Consider the following 23,021-nt stretch of genomic DNA (forward strand, 5'->3'; position numbering starts at 1 on the left):
TCGAGCCGAAATATAGATTTTCAGTCTACTCGCAAAGACTTCAATGCCGAGTTCATTATGTTGTTGATTAGTTTGCGCTCTTCCTCGTTAGGGATGTTTGACTTCAAATGCGCCACTAGAATCTCGGACATGGTTCGAATCTCATGATGATTCCGAGCGCCAATCAGCCTATCGACGATCCACTCGGTTCTGTGCCACCATTCTTGAACGTTGGCAACTTCAAGCGTTCGAATTACTCCACGCAACGCAACTATCGACGCAAAGATAGGTGTCGCGGCAATGATTGCATTTGTTGCGGTGAAGTCCCAACCATCGATCATCACGGCAGCAGCAAATATACCTAAAAAGATGAAATATGCGATCCTTAAACTAATTTGGAGGATCGCGCCTTCCATAACCCCCATGCGTCTAAAGATAGTGTGTGAACGCACGCCCCGCCAGTTACACCACTGTGCCTGGACCCGTCGGTGCCACCGACGGGTTCGCTGGCTGGAGCGAGCACCCCATCTCACAGCAGACGCAATTCTGTTCACAAAATCCCGAGTCAGTTTTCGACGAGTACTCCGACCTCACCGCATCCCACCACGCCCATCCCAACCAAGACCACCCCACCCCGGCTATACTGCTTCAAATGTCCAGAAGTTCGCATCGTGTCACGCTCGCGGATATCGCGAAGCATCTCGGCGTCTCCACTGCCACGGTAAGCCTCGCACTAAACGGCAAACCCGGTTCGCGCATTCCGGAAGAGACAGTGCGGAGGGTCCGGGAGGCGGCCCGCGAGCTGGGCTAACGTCCAAACACCTTGGCGCGGGTTTGAAGACTGGGCGCCCGCACTACGCTGCTTTTGGGTATCGGCGTGATGTTCGTCCGCATTTTCCTCTGCGCGGCGTTTACCGGCCCGGTGTTGATTAGTATCGCGAAGATGCTGCACGCGTTTGAGGTTCCGCTGTGCATCCTGGCTATCTTCAAGTACTTCGCTATCCACTTCAACAAGGCACTCTCCGCGACCCTGTACCTGGTGGCATTCCAGCTGTCTTCGCAGCTCGGCAACGTGATCCTGTCCACCCCGCTGGGCTCGCTCCGTGACCAGATTGGTTACCAGCCAACGTTCTTCGTCATCTCCGGCGTGGCTTTCCTCGCTGGTGTGATCGCGGTGTTCGCGCTGAAACGCGACGATGAATGTTTTCTCAAAACGGTCGAATGGGACTGTCTTGAAAACCATATCGTGATGTTGGGCGAGGTCATCCCGGTAAGCCGGATAGATTTATACACACAAAATGTCCCTAAAGCCTCTCTGAATGGAAACCATGAATAAACGCATCTACCTCTACGCCGACGAAACCGGAAACCTTGACTACGACGGGACACCGAACCCACAAGGTGGCGGAGCATCAACCTACTTCGGCTTCGGAACCGCCGCATTCCAGCACGACACACACGGAGACGACCTCCTACAAGGGCTCCACCTACGCGCTAGTCGCTCCAAAGAAGGAATAAAGCTCACCCGCGGATTCCACGCCGTCGACGACTCTGCTAGAACGCGAAACGAAATGTTCAGCCTCATCCAAAAGCAAGCGCCCCGCTTCGATACAACCTTCCTGTACAAGTCAAACGCATACCCGCACATCAAAGACGCTGGACCAATGGGTCTCTACAAGACAGCCTGGTACTTACACCTCAAAGAAATCGCCCTCCAAGTTTCCGAGCCTCAAGACGAGCTGTTCGTCATTGTGGCAGAGTTCGGTACCAAAGGAATCAGAGAAGCTGCGCGACAAGCAGTAGAAGAAGTGTGCAGTCAGATACAGCGAAATATCACGCTATGTGTGTGGACCGCGCCCTCAGCGTGGGGATTACAAGTAGCTGATTACGGCCTTTGGGCTGTACAGCGGCATTTAGAAGGTAAGAAATGCACATGGTTTGAGCCGTGCATTAAACCGACGCTTGCGAGTTTGTTCCTTCCATGGGGGCGACCATAGAACATAGAGAAGCTGGCTATCTCACCTATCGGGGTAAGAAGTCCTCCCCTGGAGGACTTATCGCCAGCGTTGCCTTGATTATAACCAATAATGTCCACCGATTCAAGAGTTTTATGAGATGTTTCATACACAAACCGCTTCACTTTCTCCATCTGCCTGAAATCACTCCCCGAGCTCCAGGTTGTTCGCACACCCCATCACTGACAGGGATGGCTCGATCTCGTGCGGTGGACCAGAGCTTGGTGAAAACGAAGAACGACTAAAACGAGGTGAAGCCGCCATCGACTGGCTCAGGGGAAAGCTTGCAAGACAGCGAATTAGCGAAAAGACATGTAAAGAGTTTTTACAAAAGCCCACAGGCTTCATGCCTCCACGGCGACGAGTGAGGGATTAGGGATTGCCAACCACTCTCTTACAACATGTCATTTCAGGCTTTTCCAATATTCATGACATGATTTACACATGAGAAAAACAACTATCGCAGCAGCCCTCGCCTGCTCGCTCACGCTCGGCGTCGCAGCACCAGCACACGCCACTCCTGAAAGCCCTGCCCCGGCAACCACCACGACCTCCAAGCCGGAGACCCCTTCAGAGGGGCTTTCCGACGGCGCCATCGCCGCCATCGCAGTCACAAGCATCCTCGCGGTTCTGGGCATCGGCGCTGGTGCTACGTTCTGGGCGGTCCAGCAGCGCATCATTCCGAATCCACTGCCAGGCATTATCCCTGGACCACCGGCAAAGAAGCCTGCCCCGAACCCAGCTCCCGCTCCAAAACCAGCACCAAAACCCGCGCCGGCACCGAAGCCTGCCCCAAAGCCTGCCCCGGCTCCGGCTCCAGCTCCGGCCCCGAAGCAGGCACCCGCGCCTTCGCGCAGCGGCAAACTGCCTGCTAATGGCTCCTACAAGTCCTGCGCAGAAGCTCGCCGAGCCGGAGTCACTCCGATTTACAGCCACGAGCCTGGCTACCGCTCGAAGCTCGACCGTGACGGTGACGGTGTCGCCTGCGAGTAGTCGCGCCGACAGCAGACGCAATTCTGTTCACAAATTCCCGACTATTCCCACGAAGGCACCTACCACCCCCATCAAGCCCGACCCACCCCGGCTATACTGCTTCAAATGTCCAGAAGTTCGCATCGTGTCACGCTCGCGGATATCGCGAAGCATCTCGGCGTCTCCACGGCCACGGTGAGCCTCGCGCTCAACGGCAAGCCCGGTTCACGCATCCCCGAGGAGACGGCGTGGAAGGTCCGAGAGGCCGCGCGCGAACTGGGCTACCGCCCAAACACCTTGGCACGGGCGCTCAAGACTGGACGTACGCACACGATTGGTTTCCTCTCTGACGAGGTCACTACTACGCGTTTCGCCTCCCCGATGATTACAGGGATTGTGGATGAGGCCGAGCGGCTTGGCCACGCGGTCATGATGGCGGAGACCGGCCACCGTTCGGATCGGTTTGCTCCGGCGTTGCGTACGTTGGAGTCGCGGAACGTGGATGGCGTTGTGGTCGGGTTGATGGCGTCGCGTGAGCTGGATCTGCCGAAGACGAGCTTGCCCCTCGTGATCTGCAACGGTCAGGCTGGCGATCTTCCTGCGATTTTGCCAGATGACTATGCGGCGGGCCGGGACGCGATTGACTATTTGGTGGCGCGGGGGCACCGTTCGATTGCGTTGATCGGCAGGTTCCCAGACGAAGAAACCCCCTCGTTCAGCATCAGCGAGCGCATGCGCGGTATCGACGCCGCCCTGGCGCATCACGGGATCCGTCTGCACGTGGAGGGCTACGCGTCGGTGTGGGAGCCGGCGTCGGGGTATGCACGGATGTCGGAAATTCTTGACGACGACCCAGCAAACTACCCCACCGCGGTTCTGGCCGCGAACGATCGTTTGGCGTTGGGCGTGTATCAGGCGATGCAGGACGCGGGGTTGGATGTGGCGTCGACAATTTCGGTGTTGTCCTTTGATGATGAGGATTTGGCGGCGTTGGTGCGGCCGGGGTTGACGACGTTCCGGCTGCCGTATCAGGAGATGGGTGCGCGGGCGGCGCGCATGCTGGTTGGCCTTCTGTCCGGCGAACAGCCCGGTACCGAGAATCCCACCTTGCTCCCCCTGAAAGTGGTTGAGCGTGGGAGCGTTTCCCAAGCTCGCTAAATCGTTTTAGCGACTTCCCCACCTTTCGCACACCCCCGACATACTATGTGCTTAAAGGTTTAAGCAGGGTCGCTGCAAGGACCAAGAACGAGAAGCGCAGCACGCGCACCTGCACATATCCCTGCGAAGCCATTGTCGTGCCCGGCTACCCCCGGGCCTCACAGAAAGGACATTCGGCGATGGAGATGCTTCGATCGCAGTTTTCAAACCCCGCGTACCGCTTCGGTTCCGCCACGATTTTCCTGTTCTTCGCAGCGTGGGGAATCTGGTGGTCCTTCTACCAGATCTGGCTCACGTCTGAGGCTGGCGGTCTGCAGCTCAACGGCGCGCAGGTAGGTACCGTGTACGCCATCCAGGGCGCGATCACGATGGCGCTGATGCTGGTGTACGGCGTGCTCCAGGACAAGCTGGACCTGAAGCGCCCGCTGACCATTTTCATCGGCGCGAGCGCAACCCTCATCGGGCCGTTCACGCAGTTCATTTACCACCCGTTGCTGCGTGATCACTTCATCGTCGGCGCAATCCTGGGTAGCGTGGTGCTCTCGGCCGGGTTTGTGGCTGGCGCCGGGCTGCTGGAGGCGTTCGTGGAGAGGATGGCAAACCGCACTGGCTTCGAGTACGGCCAGGCCCGCATGTGGGGTTCGTTTGCCTACGCGATCGTCGCGTTGCTTGCGGGTATCTTCTTCACCATTAACCCGATGCTGAACTTCTGGATCGGTTCCGCGCTCGGCGCGCTGCTGCTGTGCACCCAGCTGTTCTGGCACCCGAAGGGCACGGCGCAGGAGGCCTCGATTGAGGAGGTCACGGCGAAGACCCCGCCGGTCTCCGAGATGCTCGGCCTGCTCAAGGACAGCCATGTGTGGAAGGTCATCGTGATTGTGTTGCTGTCCTGGACGTTCTACACCGTGTTTGACCAGCAGATGTTCCCGGACTTCTACACGTCTTTGTTTAGTTCGCCGGAGGTCGGCCAGCGTGCGTACGGCACGTTGAACTCGGTGCAGGTCTTCCTCGAGGCGATCATGATGGGCCTCATCCCGCTGTTGATGCGCAAGGTGGGCGCCCGCAATACGTTGCTGCTGGGGATCGGTGTGATGTTTGTGCGTATTTTCCTGTGCGCGGCGTTCGGAGGCCCGGTGTTGATCAGTATTGCGAAGATGCTGCACGCGTTTGAGGTTCCGCTGTGCATCCTGGCTATCTTCAAGTACTTCGCTATCCACTTCAACAAGGCACTCTCCGCGACCCTGTACCTGGTGGCATTCCAGCTTTCTTCGCAGCTCGGCAACGTGATTCTGTCGACCCCGCTGGGCTCTCTCCGTGACCAGATTGGTTACCAGCCAACGTTCTTCGTCATCTCCGGCGTGGTCTTCGTCGCTGGCCTCATTGCGGTCTTCGCGCTCAAGCGCGACGATGAAGCCGTGGTCAACCCCGAGGAAATCCCGACTCGCTAGCCCGCAACGTTTCTCGAAAGGTTTCATCATGCAACCCCTCCGTCACACCAACGACCGCTGGTACCCCGCGTTCCACGTCGCAGCCCCTGGCGGCTGGATCAATGACCCGAATGGCCTCTGCTTTTTCGACGGCCGGTTCCACGCTTTCTACCAGCATCACCCGTACAGCCCGGCGTGGGGCCCGATGCACTGGGGCCACGCTTCCTCCGCGGACCTGCTCGAGTGGCGCGAAGAGCCTATCGCGCTAGCCCCGGGCGAGCCCGGCTCCGACGACGCCGACGGCATCTGGTCCGGTTCAGCCGTAGTCCACGACGGCACGCTGTATGCGTTCTATACGGGCAACCGCTGGGCCAACGGCGTCGATGATAAGGACGGCAAGTTCCAGACCCAGATGCTGGCCACCTCTACCGACGGCGTCCACTTTGAGAAGCACGGCGCCGTGGTCCCGCCCGTCAAGGCGGATGCGCGCGACCCGAAAGTGTTCTCCCACGATGGCCGCTGGTACATGACCATTGGCGCAGAGGTGGACGGTCGCGGCCACGTGCTGCTGTACACTTCCGAGGACCTTTACAACTGGTCCGAGGCCGGCTCCCTCTTCATTGCCCCAGACCCGAACGTCTTCATGGTAGAGTGCCCTGATTTCTTCTTCCTTGACGGCAAGTGGGTGCTCATCTACGGCCCGATGGTGCGCACCCCGATCCGCTCTGGGTACAGCCTGCGCAACGGCCACAACGTCGGCTACGTTGTGGGCTCGTGGGAGCCCGGCGCGCAGTTCGTGCCCGAAACCGACTTCCGGCTTCTCGACTGGGGCCACCACTTCTACGCCACCCAGTCCTTCGCCGCCCCCAACAACCGGCGCCTGGCGTTCGGCTGGATGGGCGAGTTCGCTCACCCGCTCGCCTCGCGCGAGGACGGCTGGTCGGGCCAGCTCAGCCTCCCCCGGGAGCTCTCGCTTAGCGACGCCCTCACGCTCCACTGCGCGCCCGCCCCCGAAATCACCGAGCTCTTCGGCCCCGCCGAGACGCACGACGCCACCCTCCAAGCAGGCGAAACAACCACCCTTGCCCCGCTCGAGGAGGCATGGCTGCGCGTCACCCCCGACCTGGAGCAGCTCGTCCCGCTGCAGACAAACACCTGCGAGCAGGTGGTCCTCCACCTCATTCGTGACGACGCCCGCTGCGCCCACATCGTGTTCGACACCCTTGCCGAGCGCATCCATTTGGTGCTCGCGCGAGGCAACGGTGCCGGCAGCGGCTACCGATCCATGCCGTGGGTCCCCGGCGATGCCCTGGACATCTACCTGGACCGTGGCTCCATTGAGCTGTTCACCGCGGACGCCACGGAGACGCTCTCCTCCCTCGACTTCCTCGGTGAGGGGCCGCGCACCGTGGAGATCGAGTCCGTGGCTGGCCCCGTCGGCGTCAACCTGGAAGTGCGCCCGCTGAAGCGAGGTTAGCCCCGCCTGCAGCAGACGCAATTCTGTTCACAAAATCCCGACTATTCCCGCGAGACCCCGTCCCCCAGCGCTACTTCGCCACGAAGTAGCGCTGCTTGTTTACAAACTCGTCCATCCCGAGCGGCCCGAGCTCCCGGCCGAAGCCGGAGTTCTTCACGCCACCGAACGGCAGGCCTGCACCGCGGGCTTGCGGGATGTTGACGTGGATCATGCCGGTGACAACCTGGTTGGCCACCTTCTTGGCGCGCTCCTCGTCGGTGGAGAACACCGCACCGCCGAGTCCGTAGCGGGAGTTGTTGGCCAGTTCCACGGCTTCCTCGTCGGAGGACACCTTGTAGATCTCCACGACCGGGCCGAAGAACTCTTCGTAGTAGGAGTCGGAACCGACCGGGATATCGGTGATAACGGCCGGGGTGAAGTAAGCGCCCTCCCCTGTCAGCTCGCCACCGCAGTGCAGGGTGGCGCCGGCCTCGACCGCTGCGGCGACTTGGTCGCGCAGCGTCTCGGCGGCGTCGCGGGAGGACAGCGGGTAGTAGCAGCCGCGCTCCGGGGAGAACGGGTCGCCCTGGCGAAGTGCCGACACGGCGTCAACCATCTTTGAAACGAATTCGTCGTAGATGTCGTCCATGACGATGATGCGTTTGTTGGAGGTGCACGCCTGGCCGACGTTGCTCATGCGCTTCTTCATAGCGGTGCGCACTTCACGATCAATATCGTCCGTGTCCAGGACGATGTAGGCGTCGGTACCACCGAGTTCCAGCAGGGCCTTCTTCAGGTTGGCGCCTGCCGCCTTCGCAACGGCCTTGCCTGCGCCCTCGGAACCGGTGAGTGATACGCCTTGGACCCGTGGATCCGCGAGCAGGTCTTCGATCTGGCTGTGGCTAATGCGGCGGTAATTGAAGACGCCTTCGGGCACGCCGGCGTCGTCAAAGATTTGCTGGATCGCTTCCGCGGAGCGCGGGCAGATGGACGCGTGCTTGAGGATGATGGTGTTGCCCGCCATCAGCGTCGGCGCCGCGAAGCGCGCGACTTGGTAGTACGGGAAGTTCCACGGCATCACGCCGACGATCACGCCAAGTGGCACTTTGCGGATCACGATGTCCCCGCCGTCGTGCGGCAGCGGTTCGTCCGCGCCGAACTCAGCGCCGTGGTCTGCGTAGTAGTTGCAGATTTCCACACATTCGCTGACTTCCCCGTCGCCTTGGTTGATGGCCTTACCCATCTCCTCGGCGATGATGTTCACGAGGGTGTCGCGGCGCTCGTCGAAAAGCTGGGCAACTTTGCGCAGGTATGCGGCGCGTTCCTCGTAGCTGAGGGCACTCCATGTCTTGTACGCAGCGTCGGCGCGCTGGAGGGTCTCCTGCAGCTCTTGGTCGGTGGTCTGCTCAAACGTTGCGACGATCTCATTCGTCGCCGGATTTTGTACTCGATATGTCGTAGCCATGGCCCCACGCTACAGCCTCTGCCCGCTTTTCGACGCCCATTCACCCACCTTTACGCCAGTTCCCAGACTGGGCCAACCGCAGATTTCCCTTGTTCCCTATCATGCGCTAGAGTGTCTTTCGCACCAAGTGCGTATTCCTCCATAGCTCAGTTGGCAGAGCATTCGACTGTTAATCGAAGGGTCACTGGTTCGAGCCCAGTTGGAGGAGCAAAGCGAATGGCCCGAGGTTTCCGCATCCTCGGGCCATTCGCTTACTCTGATGGTATCCCCGTGTCTTGTATCGAGAGGTCAACCATGCACACCCAGTCCTCTTCAAAGATGAAAACAATCCTCGCTTGGATCGCTTTAGCTGTTGGCGCGATCATGTTGTTCTCAGGCGGCATTGGCGGTGTCCTGTTTGCCGCCGCATTCATTGTGCCTGGCGCGTGGTGGATGTGGTGTGAAGCCCAGGACAAGAAGCACTTCAAAAAGTCACAAGAAGCCGCCACGAATCATGAGCAGCTGCGCAAGCTCCTCGATCCGGAACGTGATGCGTTGGTGCTCAACAGCATGGGCGCCGCACCCCAATTCACCCCGGTGAATCGCAGGTGGCCTTTTGTTTGGCTTGCTGCGCTCGTTTTGTTTATCGCTGGTGGCAACCTCTCCCCTGAACTTGAGTCCGCTCCAGATACGGAGCCCACGCCAACTAGTACTGCACCGACAACTACTTCTGCCGCGAGTGAATCCACCTCAGCAGTAACCACCACAACACGCACGTCGACGACCAGCTCCACTCACAGCAGCTCTTCCCCGAGCAGTGTTACAACCGAGGAGACCACGGCAAGCATCGCCAAATTCGCCGACATCCCAGCCGAAGAACCTGCACAAGCTCCCGCACCCGCGCCCGTAATTGAACAACCAGTGCCAGCTGCGCCTGCCCCAGCACCAGCCCGTGTTTACTACGCCAACTGCTCCGAAGCACGCGCAGCTGGGGTCGCACCGATCTATGAGGGACAACCAGGCTACAGTAGGAAGCTCGATCGCGACGGCGACGGCATCGCTTGCGAGTAGTGGAGAACGGAATTCTCTCCCCCTCCCATTTGTCGCTCGTTTTCCAGCTAGACGACAGGACGAATCCGATGCGTCTGGCGTGCAATTGTTGTCGGCGATTTCCCTTTGAGATTGGCGAACGCAACCGCTCCACTCAAACATTCTGAACCGTTAGGATGGAGCGCAGTAAGACGACAATTCGATTAAGACAAATTGCAGTGAGCGGAGTGACTTATGTCGGCCGAAAACATAGTTTCTCTTGAAGCCCATCGACGACAGCGTGAGCGAATCGAACTCGCGATTATCGGGGAGGTCGCTTGGGGGACAGGAACAAAACCGTTCCTTGGCCGTGCCAGTGACGGCAAGATGTATTGGTGTAAACGACTCGAAAGCGATCACGGTAGAGAAGCCGTAGTCAATGAAGTAGCGGCAAGCATCATCGGAGATAGACTCGGTGCGCGAGTTCGCCCATGGAACATTATCTATGTTCCCGAGGGGCTGCGCAACAGTATGGTTGGGGCTGGGCTGCAGCGATACCGGCTCTCCGGAACCCCATTGTTCGGCTCAGAGGCATTACATAGCGGGACCCTGCAGCAGGATTTCGAAGTAATTCCTCACGTTACAGATGACTCCAATCCGAACCAGATTCCAAAGCTGATTGCCATGTGGGTACTCTGTAACGCACAAGAAGATCTACAAATACTCGTTGACAGTGCTGATGACTACGCATTGTGGTCAATAGACCATGGCCTCTGGTTCGACTCGGCGCCCTATCCCTGGGAGTTCTCCCCTATTGATTCACCAACCGGAGTGCCTCGTATTCCAATGCTGCGGGAGAAAATTCCGACACGGTCTTGGGATAAAGCGATAGACGCTCTTGATAGGCTCGATAAAACACTGTGTGATGTGCTTTGGGATGCTCTACCACCCGAGTGGGATATCTCCGAAAGCCAAGCGAACGCGCTCATGAATTATGCCTTGTCGCGAAAAGACACCACCCGCGATATATTAAAGCGCTACCGAGACAAGCAAGGAATCTGACATGCGATTCGACTACTGGACCGTTCGGGCAGTCCCCCAGCCAATGGGGATCACCACCATCGGCGTGGGTGTAATCGTGCTCGATCCACGCACGGGACAATCGCGGTTCCGGTTCAAGGATGCCCACCGAGCGCTCACTGATTCTGATAATCGAGACGCGATCAAACATGCGCTGCAAAATTTTAAGAACGAACTAGAGCAGCTTTCTGCTCCTACAGAACCTCTCTATCTTGGGGATCGCTATTCACTTCGTGGCTACTTAACCTTTGTCAGTAGCCATTGGATGAACATAATCCGGGTTGACCAGGTCAAAAGCATGGATGCAGCAAACATTTCCGACGCAACCCAATTGCTTTTTGACACTTTGATTGGCGGCCAAGCGCAAAGCGATGTCAAGCCGGGAGTACGCCAGTTGAAGAGGGAAATCCGCACTGTGTACCGCTCATTCCCGGAACTCGAAAAAGCCACAGTACCGGATGCCGATGTCTCCGTTGCCAGGCGCGAGCTCGACCTCAACCTCGCCGTCGTGCGAGAAGACACCGTATTGGAACTGAATCAGGCATTTAATTTCCAAGTAGATAACCCTGCTAAAACACGGTCCCACATCGATGCGTGGACGCTGAAGATCGATAAGCTGCGCCAGGAAGGAGGCAAGCTTAAGTACAACGACTCCTCACTTGAGATTGGCAAGGACCACCTTTCGGTCACTGCGGTCGCCCTGGACCCGGTTACAACTGCCCAGCGAAAGAATTACGAACTGTTCAGGGACTTTTGCCATGATCTCAACGTGATGCTCATTAGTAGCCGCCGAGTGGGAGAGCATGCCGAGAGCCTTAACCGTCGACTCAGTGCCTAACTGGGGACTCTGCCCGATGTAGGGAACTTCAATTGCGAAGCCTGGTTACCAATTCGTTCATGGGGATGGCTTCCACTTCCAGATATATGAGCGAAGGCCACTTGTCCCCGGCGCGCCTTACCCCTCCTGCAACAGCGCTTTCACGCGGCAAAACTCATCGTAAATAGCGCGCTCCTGCAACGTGAAGGAACCCGAATCTGCAAGAAATCGTAGCCGCCCCGGAGTGAGCCGGTGCTCTCCCAACTCCTCCCCAAGCCGAGCCATCAGTTTGCGCTTCCGCTCCACAAGCTCAGCATCATTCGTGCGACGTAGCTCCAGTTGCATCTTGAACGCCTCCCTCCGCGCCGCAAATCAGCATACCGTCGCCCCACTCGCCCACCCCAGTTACGCTGACCTCATCGATCCCCCTGGACAACCGGAGCCGACCATGTCAAACGCAAACAACCTCAAGGCCCGCGTACAGCTCCTGGAGCGTGCGCTCGCGAAGCCCCTTAGCACCGATGATTTCGAAGCATTCCTCACCGAATGTCGATTTGAAGCGTCCTGCGTGTGCATGTATAGCCACCAATCCATGGTGATGCGTTTCCAGCAGGTATCTAGGCATTTTGTGTAGCGAGAGTTATTTTGAGCCCTAGGGCTTTCATGATTTTCGTGATAGCCGCAAAGGACGGGTTACCGTCTTTTGACAGTGACTTGTAGAGGGATTCACGGTTGAGTTGAGTCTCTTTAGCGAGCTGGCTCATGCCGTGTGCCCTGGCAATGTCACGCAACACCACCTGTACGGTTTTCGTATCACCGTCTTCGAGGGCGATAGCCAGGTAATCGTTCATTGCTTCTTGGCTATCGAGATATTTGCTTGCGTCGAACGCTGAAAACGTTACTTCCTTCACGACTGTTCCTCCCTTACCTGTTGTGCGAGCTGTTGAGCGGTTCGAATATCTTTAGCCTGGCTGGATTTATCTCCTCCGGCCAGTAGGAAAACCGTTACTGCGCCTAGCTGGGTGTAGTACACCCGGTAGCCTGGCCCGAAATGAAATCTCATCTCCCTCACCTTCTCGCCAACGGGTTTGATGTCTCCAATCTTTCTTCCGTGCGCTTCGCATCGAGCTACCGCGTACAAAATGCGCCGTTGAGCATGTTTGTCTTTCAGCTCAACTGGAAATAATCTGCACACACCCAAGTGTAGCCTACAAGCTACATAAACCAAGAGGGGGAAACGCACCTCATGGCTGTCCCCTCTTTTGGTTTGAAGTTTGGTGTGGAGGATAAGCGGGAGTTTAAGCGAGCTATCACCAACATCAACCGCGAGATGCGGGCACTCAGGCCGACTCACTCATGGTCAATGGCGTCCTACTCGCCCCGCCCCAGCTACACTGACCCCATCGATCCCCTCCCTAAAACCGGAGTCCGCCCATGCTAAACGCAGACGACCTCGAGGCCCGCGTGCAGCTCCTGGAGCGCGCGCTCGCGAAGCTCCTTGGCACCGATGATTTCGAGGCATTCCTCACCGAAACCGGAGCTGAGCAGTCCCCGCCCAAACCCACAACGCCACCGCAACCACAGCAAGCATCACAAGCACCAGCACCCGAAGACCTCACCACAGTCACCAACGCTTCCTCCCCCGACGCAAAGCTGCGACTGTTCGCCGACTACTTCCGCGGTCGCGAGGACGTGTACGCCACCGCATGGCATAACGGCGAGAAGAAGGGCTGGTCACCCGCATCTTGCGGCCGCTACGACCGCAACAACCCAAACCTGAAGCCACTCACTCCGCAGGTCCTCGAGCAGCACCTCCGCCGCGACAACAACCTCCACGTTGGGCTCTACCCGCTATGCAAGGGCGACACCTGCTTCCTCCTCGCTTGCGATTTCGACGACGCCGACTTCCGCACCGCAGCCCGCCTGTATGCCGAAACCTGCCGTGAGTACGGCCTCGACCCACTCATCGAAATCTCTCGTTCCGGCACGGGTGCTCACGTGTGGCTCTTCTTCAGCGAGCCCGTCCCGGCTGCTCTCGCACGCGTTGTAGGAACCGGTCTGCTCGCCAAGGCCAGTCCGAAACAGTTTTTCACCAGCTTCGATCGCTTCTTCCCCTCGCAAGACACGCTGCCCGGCAAACGCCGCGGCTTCGGCAATCTCATCGCGCTCCCACTCGCGGGCCAACATCGTGCCGAGCACCGCACCATTTTTGTCGACGCCTCCTTCGTACCCACCGACGATCAATTCGCCACGCTCGCCTCCACTGCCAAAGCGTCTAAGTCTCAACTCAAGAAAATCGCTGCGCGCCTACGACCAGATCCGGAGACCCAACTCCCCCAGCCGCCAAGCAAGGCCGAGCTCAAAGCGCTCAAACGAACCGGCAAAGTACTCGTCACACACGATTCCCGAGTGCACATCTCACTCGAGGGCGTCGACGGCACCACGGCCACCGCGCTTCGCCACCTCGGAGCGATCCCCAACCCACAGTTCTACATCCGCCAGGCCCAACGCCTGTCCACCTTCCAAACGCCTCGCCTCATCATCCGCTTTGACGAACACGACAACACCCTCGCCCTGGATCGTGGCACGCTTGATCAAGCCATCACAATCCTCAAAACTGCCGGTTACACCGTGACACGCCGCGGCAAAACTCCAAAGCCACGCACAATGCAAACCGACTTCACCGGCGAGCTGCGCCCCCGGCAGTGCAAAGCCGTCGCAGCCATGCGAAAGCACCCCACGGGTATACTCGTCGCACCACCGGGTGCTGGCAAAACTGTGATGGCCTGCGCGCTGATCGCACACCGCCAAGTACCAACCACAATCATCGTTCCCAACGTAGAGCTCGCCACGCAGTGGCGCGAAGCACTCACCATGTTTCTCGACGCCCCCACCATCGGCCAATACGGCGGCAACTCCAAGAAACTCAGCGGAGACATCGACATTGTCACCGCCCAGTCCATCAGCCGAGCCGACTCGCGCACCGACTTCCTCGCCGACTACGGCTACATCATCATCGACGAATGCCATCGCGTCGGCGCCGCCGGCCTCACCCGTGTCCTTGCAGACCTCAATGTCCGATTCGTCAACGGCCTTACCGCGACTCCGTACCGCTCCGACGGCCTCGACGCCCTCCTTCCTCTGATCTGCGGCCCTATCCGCCACACGATGGAACTCGAGCACGCAGGTCCCAAGCACTACGTTGTGCAGACCACGGAGTTCACCTACGACGAACCCCACCTGTACTGGCCCGACCTCGACAATGCTCTCGCCGCCGATAGCGCCCGTAACGCACTCATCGCCGAGACCATCGCCCGTGCCACCACCGATGGAAGCAATGTCCTCGTGTTAGTTAAGCGCCGCGAGCACATCAGTGCCCTCGAACGGCTTCTCACCCATAATTATCCCGACCTCCCCGTGCCGGTGTTTGCGCTCCACGGCGCACAGTCTCCCAAGGACCGCAAAGCTACCCGAAAGGCCCTCGACAGCACGCCCCAGTTCATCCTTATTGCCATGACGCAGATCGCAGGCGAAGGGGTGGACCTCCCAGTTCTCGATGCCCTCGTCCTCGCAGCCCCTGTCGCATTCAAAGGCAACGTTATCCAGCAGATCGGCCGCGTCACCCGCGGTTCTGCAGGCGCCGCCACCGTTTTCGACTTCCACGACCATCATGTCCCTGCGCTCACCGCAGCGTTCCGCAAACGCATCGCGGTTATTCGCAAGCAGGGGTTTGTGTAATCCGGCGCGCACACTTCTCGGCGCTTACCAGTTTCTAAGTTCTTGTGGGGCCAGCGGGGCTCGAACCCGCGACCAGCGGATTATGAGTCCGCGGCTCTAACCGACTGAGCTATAGCCCCAGTTGTTCCAACCAATTGGAACTCGGTGCATTATAACCGACCAATCTACGGGGGCCCAATCACACTGACTTGGACCACTTTAGTACAATTCAAACAATATGCCGTAGGTCGCAATGTCTCGGCTGGACCTAAACTACTACCTATCAGAAAGTGGCAATGAAAATGGACGCAGATGTCGCATTTGTTGGCCTTGGATACATTGGCCTACCAACCGCCGTGGTAATGGCGGAATCCGGCTTGAAGGTACTGGGCGTTGATGTTGTCCAGGAAAAGGTGGACGCAGTCAACGCAGGCCACGTCACCATTGTCGAGCCAGGACTGGAGGAAGAGCTCAAGAACGCGCTTGAGTCCGGCAACTTCAAGGCCACCACCCAGATGCCTCACGCGAAGAACTACGTCATCGCGGTTCCGACCCCATTCAACGACGACCACAGCGTCGACATGCGCTTCATTTATTCAGCCGCTGAAGCTATCGCACCAAAGCTCGAGGGTGACGAACTGGTTATCCTCGAGTCCACTTCCCCACCAACGACAACCGAAAAGATGGCCGCTCGGATTCTTGAACTCCGCCCGGATCTTCGTGCAGATGGCGATGACTCGGATTCCTCGAAGCCTGTAGTCTTCTTCGCCCACTGCCCAGAGCGCATCTTGCCCGGCAAAGCCATGGAAGAACTGCGCACGAACGACCGGATTATTGGTGGTATGTCTCCTGCCGCAGCGGAACGCGCAGCGGCTGTATACGAAAGCTTCTGCAAGGGCGAACTACTCAAGACCAACGACCGCACAGCTGAACTTGCAAAGCTCACAGAGAACTCGTTCCGCGACGTTAATATTGCATTCGCAAACGAGCTCTCGATGATCTGCGATGATTTCGGTATCGATGTGTGGGAGCTCATCGAACTGGCAAATCATCACCCACGCGTGAACATTTTGCAGCCAGGCCCTGGAGTGGGTGGACATTGCATTGCCGTCGACCCCTGGTTTATCGTCGCCGCTTCGCCAAACCTTTCCAACCTGATCCGCACAGCTCGCGAAGTAAACGACTCTAAGCCGGATTGGGTGCTAGACAAGATCAATTCCGCAATCAACGCGAACCCAACCGCGACTGTGGCTCTCCTTGGGCTGTCGTTCAAGCCGAATATCGATGACCTGCGCGAGTCCCCTGCGCTTGCTATCGCTGAAAAAACAGTAGCCAAATTCCCTGATAACAAGTTCCTCGTTGTCGAACCCAACGTAAATGAGCTTCCAGCTTCCCTGGGATTAAACTCAAACGCAGTTCACGCCGAACTGACCGAGGCACTAAGAATGGCTGATATCGTAGTCCTTCTAGTTGATCACGATGATTTCAAGTCGGTACCGTCAGCTAGCTTGGCCGGTAAGAATGTCATTGACACGAAAGGGCTGTGGGGATAGCACCAGCGCAAGGGGTTCCTGTTCTTTAGGTGATAGCATCGCCATTGGCCGTCTTACAGGAACCCCGCCCGGGTCAAGTCCCGTGGAGTGGTGTAGCCGTCTAGCTTTCGGCTCGGTATGAAGTTGGAAGTTGGGGGTTTGTTTAGGCGGTCAGCTCGTGCTAGTCACCTTGGTCGTCTCCTTTTCGGTGCATGAGGTGTTTGGTCTGTTGGAGTGCGGATAGTGACATGTAGCGTTTTTGCTGGATCCAGTCATCGTGCTGTTCGGCAAGGACCGCTCCGACAATCCGAATGATCGATTCCCGGTTCGGGAAGATGCCCACAACATCGGTGCGCCGGCGGATCTCCCGGTTTAACCGTTCGGTGGGGTTGTTGGACCACACCTTCGTCCAGACTGGTTTCGGCGCTGCGGTAAACGCCAACACGTCATCGAGCGACTCCTCCAAATACGCCGCAACCTGCGGGAATTTCGGCTCCAACAAGTCGACGACTTCCCGGGCTTGTCCCCAAGTAGATGAGGCGTCGGGTTACTGGAAGGTGGTCTGGAACATCGCAGAGACCATCGGCTGCTGTGTTTTCGGGACCTTTTCGTAGAGGTTTTTCACGAAGTGGGTGCGACAGCGCTGCCACGACGCATCGGGCAGCACTTCAGATATGGCGTGCTGGATGCCTTCGTGAGCATCACTGGTGATAAGGAAGACACCGCGAAGTCCGCGGGCTTTTAAGTCTTGGAAGAAGCCTTTCCACGATGCGTTGGATTCCGCGGTGGCGACATGCATGCCGAGCATTTCGCGGTAGCCGTCGGCGTTGACCCCGGTGGCAAGCAGTACGGAGCATTTGACCACCCGGCCGCCTTCACGCACTTTGATTGTCAACGCGTCGCACGACAGGTAGGCGTACCCGCCGGGATCCAGGGGGCGGTTTTGAAATCTGCGACCATCTCGTCGAGTTCTTCCAACATCCGCGAGACTTGCGATTTCGACATGTTGGAAATCCCAAGCGTTGCCACCAGATCGTTCATTCGGCGGGTGGACACCCCTTTGAGGTAGCAGGTCGCGATCACGGTCGATAGTGCGCGTTCAGCACGTGAGCGTCGCTCGAGCAGCCAGTCCGAGAAGAACGCGCCGTGGCGCAGCTTCGGCACCGCCACATCGATTGTACCGACACGGGTGTCGAGGTCGCGGTGGCGGTACCCGCTGCGGTGATTGACCCGCTCGGTGGAAGCAACACCGTATTCCGCCCCGCGCACAGTATCAGCCTGGGCAGAGAGGATCTGGTTGATAAACCCTTGCAGCATCTGCCGCATCAAATCCGGCGACGCTTGGGCCAGCAAATCATCCAGATAGGTTGCAGGGTCGATAGAATGCGGAGCAGCGGTCATCGTTACGTGCCTTTCGGTGAGATGTGGTAGTTGAGTCGAAAGGTTACTGACGATGGCCGCCTCACTATTTTCAAGGGCCACCATCAGCAAGCGTTACACCACACTAAGGGACGCAACCTGCGAAACGCATCGCCGCTGAGCTAAACTACAGTGACAAATACCCCGATAATGATCCGGTAAACCACAAGCGTATCGCCCGGATTATGCGCATGTTGCGCCTGCGTGGCTACACGAAAAAACGCAAAGTCACCACCACGCGATCAGCCCGCAACCGGAACGTGTTTGCCGCCTTAGTCAAACCCAACTTCACCGCACCAGCAGCCAATACGGTCCTTGTCGGCAACATTACCTACCTCCGGTTACCGGTGGGACAAATATGTATTTAGCAACGGTAATCGACTGTTACTCCACACGACTTGCAGGCTTCGCGATTGCCGATCACATGCCCGCTGAGCTGGTAGAAGAAGCACTCGAGCATGCCCGTCGTAGTCGTGAAAATCTTGCCGGGGCGATTTTTCACTCAGATCACGGCAGCGTATATACCTCGTCGCAGTTTCAGGCGACGTGTCGCCGCTTGCAGGTAACCCAGTCGATGGGTGCGGTTGGCACGAGTGCTGATAATTCGTTGGCGGAGTCGTTTAACGCGACGTTGAAGCGAGAAGTGCTCAAGGACAACAAAGTCTTTGCAAACCAGTTGATATGTCGCCGCGAAGTCTTTGGGTGGTGCGTGCGTTACAACACAAGTCGGCGCCATGCTTGGTGCAGGTATTTGGCTCCTTGCGAGTACGAATCTCGTGCCGCATAGCGATACGCTAGACTTGAACCCATTATTTGACCACCCCATGGTGTCTACTTTTCAGGGGTTGGGCCGTTTGATCTAGTCTTAACCCACGGCACAGTTTAAACCGATCAGCACCCGATTTCACTCTCCTGACTGATACTCCCCTCTACGCTGGACACTCGCATCAGCAGTTTTTGCCAAACCTTTTGCAATGCTGACTATCGCGTCTCTATTAAAATGTCGTGGATCCGCCCCAATGCCCGTTGAGTATTCTTCAAGGTTCATTACAACAACATTCCACCGCCTGGATGCTTCGTCCCGCCATGTGTCGTTGAGCCTTCGGTAGTCGAATACCGTATCCGCAGAGTTTCGCGAAACGTCCGCTGGCAGTAATACGATCAGGTCAGAACCAGCCTGGTCCAATTCAGTAAGAAATTCACTTACGGCTGACCGATATTTGATCACCCCTTCTTCCCCCTCCCAGACCGCTTCATGGTAATCGACAAATGCACCATAAACCATTAATGGCTTCCAGGGCCCTTTCATATCGCGGGAGGAAACCCAATCACAAAGCCGGAATGCGTGAGGCCAGTTATCTATCACTACCGGCTGACTGTTGTGCATGTAATGAGCAATCGCCCCGGATTGGCAGTTCGCCATGATCCTCAGCCTAGAGTCGCCCCTAAATTCAGATATATCCGCCTGTTCTATAGCTGCTTTAGCCTCACCAGCTTCTGAAGGAACAAAAGTTACCCATTCTGGAAGATTAGGCTGAACAGGAAGATTCTCTTCAGGTACATGGGGGCCCAGCGGATCATGACTTAAATAGTACGCGAAAGATTCCTCCACTCCCATGTTCATAATTCGGCAAGAAAAGGTGAAATGCTGGAGTGCTTTTGTGTTAGCCCGAACAAATGCGAAGCCTACTAGACCATAATTGCCATATTTGTCCCACACAAAAAGTGAGTAAGTTAGATTTTTAGCGAGGTCAACAATGAAAGGTGCCATTAACCCCGGTTGGACCCTTGATTTCAAATAATTTAATTGGTTAGTTCGATTAATTAGCTCTTCAATTCTCGAAGCGAAGGGCAAGTTCTCATGCGTCCTTACGACAGTCATTCTAATTCCTGACTGCCGTAAAAATTCTTCATTTGGCCCATCTATCAGAGCACGGTCCTCACGTTTCCTTTCCATTATCCGATACTTTTCAAGGCGCGACTTTCCACCTTCAGATTCGGCCACTAGCTGAGCCAAATAGTCATCACATTCAGGGGATGTAGCATCCATAGTTTGAATGTCCGGAACAACGGATCGCACTTCTTCCAAATTATGGATATTGTCATCGATAAACATGACATCTGGCGCCCTCAAGTTCATGTCTTTGATAATTTTCTCGACCAGGGGCCCCTTTGCAGAAAAAGCTATCTCCGGAAAAACAAACTGTTCCTTTAGCCCGAGTTCATCTAATTTCCGCAGAGCCTCTTGCCGGTCATTCTTCGAACAAATCGAACTCACGATGCCATTGCGATTTAGCTGCCTCACGAACTGGCTTCGCTGTTCAAGCAGCTGAACGTCATCCCCCTCGGCAAGGGTGCCACGCCAAAGCGTTTCGTCCAAGTCCCAAATAATTAATTTAATCATTTTATATTCCCTTTCGCTTTGAGGAAGGCGAACTGCCCACTCTCATATACTGACTACCAATCCGGCAGAAGCGCCCAACGTACGTTGATTTTAGCGCAAATTCCTGACCAAAACTTGCCAAGACATCCTGCACGCAACCACATCAACCAAACTCAATGACGACAGCCCGGTAAATAGCAGACGCTAAAACTAGGTTCGCCGAAATCAGTTCGATAAAACACCCCGGATTACAAAATTGAGATGGATCGCCACCCTCTCCACTACGGCGCATTTTTGCAAACTGGTTCAACTTCGCTTTGTCGTAACTTTATCACGGTGCCATACACGCGAAAGCCCCTGACTATCGTCAGGGTGCTATACAAAAGGTTTTCGGTCAGGTCCCACCAATCAACCCCGCGAATTCGCCATGCCATTATCTACCGCTAAGATACCCTTAGAAGTCAGGCATTAATTACATGAAAGAACCAGAACATGAATGACCGGCTACTCTACATTGCCTTAATTTCAGTCCAGTCCCTAGCAGCCTTCATAGGCTGCGTCACGATTCTCACAAGTCGATTCAACCTTGGGATGGCCTTCGTCGCGCTCTCGCTCGCGATCCTGCCATTTGCTAGCCACCTGAGAATGCGTAGGAGCTTGAATGCAATTAAGCACGTTATACAGTCAGGCAACTTTGACGAAGTTTATGCAGCATTCAATGACAGGCGAGGAACGCTAGACTCGAAACTTGCGGAGCTTAGCGATTCAACACAGTTACTGTCTTCCAGACTTTCTGACACAACCGACGTTCAAGATCTCAACAACGCTATAAATGCACTACGCAGGGAAGCTCGCATGCTACGTCTAGTTTCGAGCGAAGCTCAAAAGTCCATTCCCCGCACAAACTAAGAACAACCAAAAGATGCATCCACTCACAGATCGCGCCGTCGAGGTCATCTCGGCAGGGCTTTCAAGTAGCCTCCCGCTAATCAACCAGGGTACTCACCAAATTTTTGAGGCCATCCGTAATCCGCTTGGAATTGAGCTTCCAATCAGCGACGCTCAAACAACAAATTCGGCCAATGAAATTCTCCAACCCGATTCTGTGGCCGAAATGTGTGCGCTTATTAACGACGCGGCGATCTGTCTATCCGAAACGGTCGGAGACATAGAATCTCGAAACAAAATTTTGGCAGGTAGAAACACTGTCATCGAGTGGCTCGCCGACTACCTCGTTACACACCCAGACGAACGAATCAGCGTATCCGATCGGGTGCAAGCCACATCAAAACGAACCTTTCCATGGAACGCCGTTCAGCCCCCCGCCCGTGGACTAGCCATGCTTTACAATTTTTCTCCGTTCCAGGACACTGGCGCCACAGTTGCCTCAAAGCGCCTTCGCGATTTCGGCACTACTGTTGATGTGATTGCCTGCTCATTTCTTCATCGCAAGAAAGTCGACAATACAATCGAGGCAATCGCAGAACCATATGTGGCAAGCCGATACTTTCTCCCAATGGCCCCTTCCTGGGCATCTTGGGGGCCATTTCGGGGGTTTGCAGTGAAAGCCACAGAATTTGCCTCCCAAAAAATGGAGAACGGGGCTAATTACGAGTTTCTCTATTCCCGCGCAATGTGGGCACCGTCAATATATGCCGGAGCACTTTTCAAAAGCCGTTACCCTTCAGTTAAGTGGATTGCAGAATTCTCCGACCCACTTTCTTTGGATGTAGAAGGACTTCCACGCGGTGGATCTGTACCGCGTGATGAATTAAGCGAGTTCTACTTTCAACTAGTTTCAGAAGAATACCCAGAACTAGCCTACGATTCGATGACAGTGTTTTCATTGGCGGAGTATCTCGTCTACACGCAGGCAGACGAAATCTACTTCACCAACGAAAACCAAATGAAAACTATGCTCGAGCAGGTTCCATCGCAGCGTCTGAGGGAGCGCGTGCAGAATCGAGCAATCGTCAGTAATCACCCAACGTTGCCCAGGTCATATTACCTTCATGAAACATCCGAGTATGCAGTTGACAATGATGTTTTGAATTTAGGTTACTTTGGCGAGTTCTATTCCAGTAGGTCAATTACAGAAGTTACGGCTGCAATGCGCACCCTACCGGAAGCGCTAAAACAGCGAGTCCATTTGCACGTTTTCACAAATTATATTCCGGCATCAGAAGGTAACCAACGGCCGCGCGGGTTTTCGAAGAAACGCTACGATGAGCTCGTAAATCGCGCGTACGAGGGCGTGGGCGCGAGCGGGATTGAAGATCACGTAACCTTTAATCCGTCACTCCCCTACCTCAAGTTCCTCGCAACGACAGAAAAGTTAGATTACTTGATCGTAAATGATGCGCGATCTGGTGATCATCATTCGAGGAACCCATACCTCCCGTCAAAGTGGAGCGACTATGCAGGATCATCAGCAAAAACCTGGGCGTTCATCGAAGAAGGATCAATCTTGTCCGGTAAGCCCGCCGATATAAAAACCCCAGTTGGCGATGTTGCATCTGCCCGGACTCAATTATGGGACATGATCCTTCGTAAGTTTCCTGATTTGACTGCTAAGTTCGAGGAAGAGTGAAAG

The 23,021-nt window shown here is 56.3% G+C and carries 19 protein-coding genes, 2 tRNA genes and 2 pseudogenes; 15 read left to right on the forward strand and 8 right to left on the reverse strand.

Features of this window, described 5'->3' with window-relative positions:
• Positions 1-20: 20 nt before the first annotated feature.
• Positions 21-395 (reverse strand): hypothetical protein, encoded by a 375-nt coding sequence (locus BJP06_RS07975; RefSeq protein ID WP_071573474.1) that lies wholly within the window; start codon positions 393-395, stop codon positions 21-23.
• Between the two features lie 236 nt (positions 396-631).
• Here BJP06_RS07975 and BJP06_RS11735 point away from each other — a divergent pair, with 236 nt between their 5' ends.
• The 7 genes from BJP06_RS11735 (at position 632) to BJP06_RS08010 (ending at position 7,028) form a co-directional block, all read left to right on the forward strand.
• Entirely contained in the window at positions 632-790 is a 159-nt protein-coding gene (locus BJP06_RS11735) for a LacI family DNA-binding transcriptional regulator (protein WP_083329380.1), read from the forward strand.
• Positions 791-820: 30 nt separating this feature from the next.
• Positions 821-1,315 (forward strand): MFS transporter, encoded by a 495-nt coding sequence (locus tag BJP06_RS07985; protein WP_255365828.1) that lies wholly within the window; start codon positions 821-823, stop codon positions 1,313-1,315.
• Complete coding sequence (locus BJP06_RS07990) at positions 1,308-1,976, forward strand: DUF3800 domain-containing protein (protein ID WP_070975340.1); 669 nt, start codon at positions 1,308-1,310, stop codon at positions 1,974-1,976. The genes BJP06_RS07985 and BJP06_RS07990 overlap by 8 nt, the downstream gene beginning before the upstream one ends.
• Before the next feature lie 462 nt (positions 1,977-2,438).
• Positions 2,439-2,987 carry an excalibur calcium-binding domain-containing protein gene (locus BJP06_RS07995; protein ID WP_071573477.1) on the forward strand — a complete coding sequence of 183 codons (549 nt, stop codon included), beginning with the start codon at positions 2,439-2,441 and terminating at the stop codon, positions 2,985-2,987.
• Between the two features lie 105 nt (positions 2,988-3,092).
• Positions 3,093-4,124 (forward strand): LacI family DNA-binding transcriptional regulator, encoded by a 1,032-nt coding sequence (locus BJP06_RS08000; RefSeq protein ID WP_071573478.1) that lies wholly within the window; start codon positions 3,093-3,095, stop codon positions 4,122-4,124.
• Positions 4,125-4,303: 179 nt separating this feature from the next.
• Positions 4,304-5,572, forward strand: coding sequence for an oligosaccharide MFS transporter (locus BJP06_RS08005; RefSeq protein WP_071573479.1), 1,269 nt, complete (start codon positions 4,304-4,306; stop codon positions 5,570-5,572).
• 28 nt (positions 5,573-5,600) lie between these two features.
• A complete protein-coding gene (locus BJP06_RS08010; RefSeq protein WP_071573480.1) occupies positions 5,601-7,028 on the forward strand; it encodes a glycoside hydrolase family 32 protein in 1,428 nt (475 codons plus the stop codon).
• A 70-nt stretch (positions 7,029-7,098) separates the two neighbouring features.
• Here BJP06_RS08010 and BJP06_RS08015 read toward each other — a convergent pair whose 3' ends face one another.
• A complete protein-coding gene (locus BJP06_RS08015) occupies positions 7,099-8,472 on the reverse strand; it encodes an NAD-dependent succinate-semialdehyde dehydrogenase (RefSeq protein ID WP_071573481.1) in 1,374 nt (457 codons plus the stop codon).
• 135 nt (positions 8,473-8,607) lie between these two features.
• Here BJP06_RS08015 and BJP06_RS08020 point away from each other — a divergent pair.
• The 4 genes from BJP06_RS08020 to BJP06_RS08035 all read left to right on the forward strand — a co-directional run bounded on the left by BJP06_RS08020 (position 8,608) and on the right by BJP06_RS08035 (position 11,398).
• Positions 8,608-8,680: transfer RNA gene (locus BJP06_RS08020), tRNA-Asn, on the forward strand.
• A 110-nt stretch (positions 8,681-8,790) separates the two neighbouring features.
• Positions 8,791-9,522 (forward strand): excalibur calcium-binding domain-containing protein, encoded by a 732-nt coding sequence (locus tag BJP06_RS08025; protein WP_177224290.1) that lies wholly within the window; start codon positions 8,791-8,793, stop codon positions 9,520-9,522.
• A 213-nt stretch (positions 9,523-9,735) separates the two neighbouring features.
• Positions 9,736-10,542, forward strand: coding sequence for a HipA family kinase (locus BJP06_RS08030; protein WP_071573483.1), 807 nt, complete (start codon positions 9,736-9,738; stop codon positions 10,540-10,542).
• Between the two features lies 1 nt (position 10,543).
• Positions 10,544-11,398 carry a DUF3037 domain-containing protein gene (locus BJP06_RS08035; protein ID WP_071573484.1) on the forward strand — a complete coding sequence of 285 codons (855 nt, stop codon included), beginning with the start codon at positions 10,544-10,546 and terminating at the stop codon, positions 11,396-11,398.
• A 117-nt stretch (positions 11,399-11,515) separates the two neighbouring features.
• Here BJP06_RS08035 and BJP06_RS08040 read toward each other — a convergent pair whose 3' ends face one another.
• The 3 genes from BJP06_RS08040 to BJP06_RS12455 form a co-directional block, all read right to left on the reverse strand.
• Positions 11,516-11,722: a hypothetical protein gene (locus BJP06_RS08040; RefSeq protein WP_071573485.1), complete on the reverse strand. Its 207-nt coding sequence runs from the start codon at positions 11,720-11,722 to the stop codon at positions 11,516-11,518.
• Positions 11,723-11,994: 272 nt separating this feature from the next.
• Complete coding sequence (locus tag BJP06_RS08050) at positions 11,995-12,288, reverse strand: addiction module antidote protein (protein WP_004009166.1); 294 nt, start codon at positions 12,286-12,288, stop codon at positions 11,995-11,997.
• Positions 12,285-12,731, reverse strand: a complete 447-nt coding sequence (locus BJP06_RS12455) for a type II toxin-antitoxin system RelE/ParE family toxin (RefSeq protein WP_369822255.1) — start codon at positions 12,729-12,731, stop codon at positions 12,285-12,287. The genes BJP06_RS08050 and BJP06_RS12455 overlap by 4 nt, the downstream gene beginning before the upstream one ends.
• Positions 12,732-12,811: 80 nt before the next feature.
• Here BJP06_RS12455 and BJP06_RS08060 point away from each other — a divergent pair, with 80 nt between their 5' ends.
• A complete protein-coding gene (locus tag BJP06_RS08060; RefSeq protein ID WP_071573487.1) occupies positions 12,812-15,115 on the forward strand; it encodes a DEAD/DEAH box helicase in 2,304 nt (767 codons plus the stop codon).
• Between the two features lie 45 nt (positions 15,116-15,160).
• Here the strand turns inward: BJP06_RS08060 and BJP06_RS08065 are convergent.
• Positions 15,161-15,234: transfer RNA gene (locus BJP06_RS08065), tRNA-Ile, on the reverse strand.
• A 156-nt stretch (positions 15,235-15,390) separates the two neighbouring features.
• Here BJP06_RS08065 and wecC point away from each other — a divergent pair.
• On the forward strand, positions 15,391-16,647 hold the full coding sequence (gene wecC, locus BJP06_RS08070) for a UDP-N-acetyl-D-mannosamine dehydrogenase (protein ID WP_071573488.1): 1,257 nt from the start codon (positions 15,391-15,393) through the stop codon (positions 16,645-16,647).
• Positions 16,648-16,807: 160 nt separating this feature from the next.
• Here the strand turns inward: wecC and BJP06_RS08075 are convergent.
• A pseudogene (locus BJP06_RS08075) lies at positions 16,808-18,027 on the reverse strand (IS256 family transposase).
• Positions 18,028-18,146: 119 nt separating this feature from the next.
• Here BJP06_RS08075 and BJP06_RS11950 point away from each other — a divergent pair.
• Positions 18,147-18,832: pseudogene (locus BJP06_RS11950) on the forward strand (IS3 family transposase); the annotation flags it as partial.
• A 117-nt stretch (positions 18,833-18,949) separates the two neighbouring features.
• Here BJP06_RS11950 and BJP06_RS08085 read toward each other — a convergent pair.
• A complete protein-coding gene (locus tag BJP06_RS08085; protein ID WP_071573489.1) occupies positions 18,950-20,449 on the reverse strand; it encodes an HAD-IIIC family phosphatase in 1,500 nt (499 codons plus the stop codon).
• 901 nt (positions 20,450-21,350) lie between these two features.
• Here BJP06_RS08085 and BJP06_RS11955 point away from each other — a divergent pair.
• Positions 21,351-23,018 carry a hypothetical protein gene (locus BJP06_RS11955; protein ID WP_143110595.1) on the forward strand — a complete coding sequence of 556 codons (1,668 nt, stop codon included), beginning with the start codon at positions 21,351-21,353 and terminating at the stop codon, positions 23,016-23,018.
• Positions 23,019-23,021 lie beyond the last annotated feature (3 nt).

This window comes from Corynebacterium sp. NML120713, assembly GCF_001875735.1.
GTDB classification, from domain to species: domain Bacteria; phylum Actinomycetota; class Actinomycetes; order Mycobacteriales; family Mycobacteriaceae; genus Corynebacterium; species Corynebacterium pseudogenitalium.

Excerpts from the sequence above, each read along its gene's own strand:
- BJP06_RS08060 (WP_071573487.1), top strand. The coding sequence starts at position 12,812 with ATGCTAAACGCAGACGACCTCGAGGCCCGCGTGCAGCTCCTGGAGCGC.
- BJP06_RS07990 (WP_070975340.1), top strand. The coding sequence starts at position 1,308 with ATGAATAAACGCATCTACCTCTACGCCGACGAAACCGGAAACCTTGAC.
- BJP06_RS08015 (WP_071573481.1), bottom strand. The coding sequence starts at position 8,472 with ATGGCTACGACATATCGAGTACAAAATCCGGCGACGAATGAGATCGTC.
- BJP06_RS07975 (WP_071573474.1), bottom strand. The coding sequence starts at position 395 with ATGGAAGGCGCGATCCTCCAAATTAGTTTAAGGATCGCATATTTCATC.
- BJP06_RS08025 (WP_177224290.1), top strand. The coding sequence starts at position 8,791 with ATGAAAACAATCCTCGCTTGGATCGCTTTAGCTGTTGGCGCGATCATG.
- BJP06_RS11955 (WP_143110595.1), top strand. The coding sequence starts at position 21,351 with ATGCATCCACTCACAGATCGCGCCGTCGAGGTCATCTCGGCAGGGCTT.
- BJP06_RS08085 (WP_071573489.1), bottom strand. The coding sequence starts at position 20,449 with ATGATTAAATTAATTATTTGGGACTTGGACGAAACGCTTTGGCGTGGC.
- BJP06_RS08010 (WP_071573480.1), top strand. The coding sequence starts at position 5,601 with ATGCAACCCCTCCGTCACACCAACGACCGCTGGTACCCCGCGTTCCAC.
- BJP06_RS08000 (WP_071573478.1), top strand. The coding sequence starts at position 3,093 with ATGTCCAGAAGTTCGCATCGTGTCACGCTCGCGGATATCGCGAAGCAT.
- BJP06_RS11735 (WP_083329380.1), top strand. The coding sequence starts at position 632 with ATGTCCAGAAGTTCGCATCGTGTCACGCTCGCGGATATCGCGAAGCAT.
- wecC (WP_071573488.1), top strand. The coding sequence starts at position 15,391 with ATGAAAATGGACGCAGATGTCGCATTTGTTGGCCTTGGATACATTGGC.
- BJP06_RS08040 (WP_071573485.1), bottom strand. The coding sequence starts at position 11,722 with ATGCAACTGGAGCTACGTCGCACGAATGATGCTGAGCTTGTGGAGCGG.
- BJP06_RS08005 (WP_071573479.1), top strand. The coding sequence starts at position 4,304 with ATGGAGATGCTTCGATCGCAGTTTTCAAACCCCGCGTACCGCTTCGGT.
- BJP06_RS08035 (WP_071573484.1), top strand. The coding sequence starts at position 10,544 with ATGCGATTCGACTACTGGACCGTTCGGGCAGTCCCCCAGCCAATGGGG.
- BJP06_RS08030 (WP_071573483.1), top strand. The coding sequence starts at position 9,736 with ATGTCGGCCGAAAACATAGTTTCTCTTGAAGCCCATCGACGACAGCGT.
- BJP06_RS07995 (WP_071573477.1), top strand. The coding sequence starts at position 2,439 with ATGAGAAAAACAACTATCGCAGCAGCCCTCGCCTGCTCGCTCACGCTC.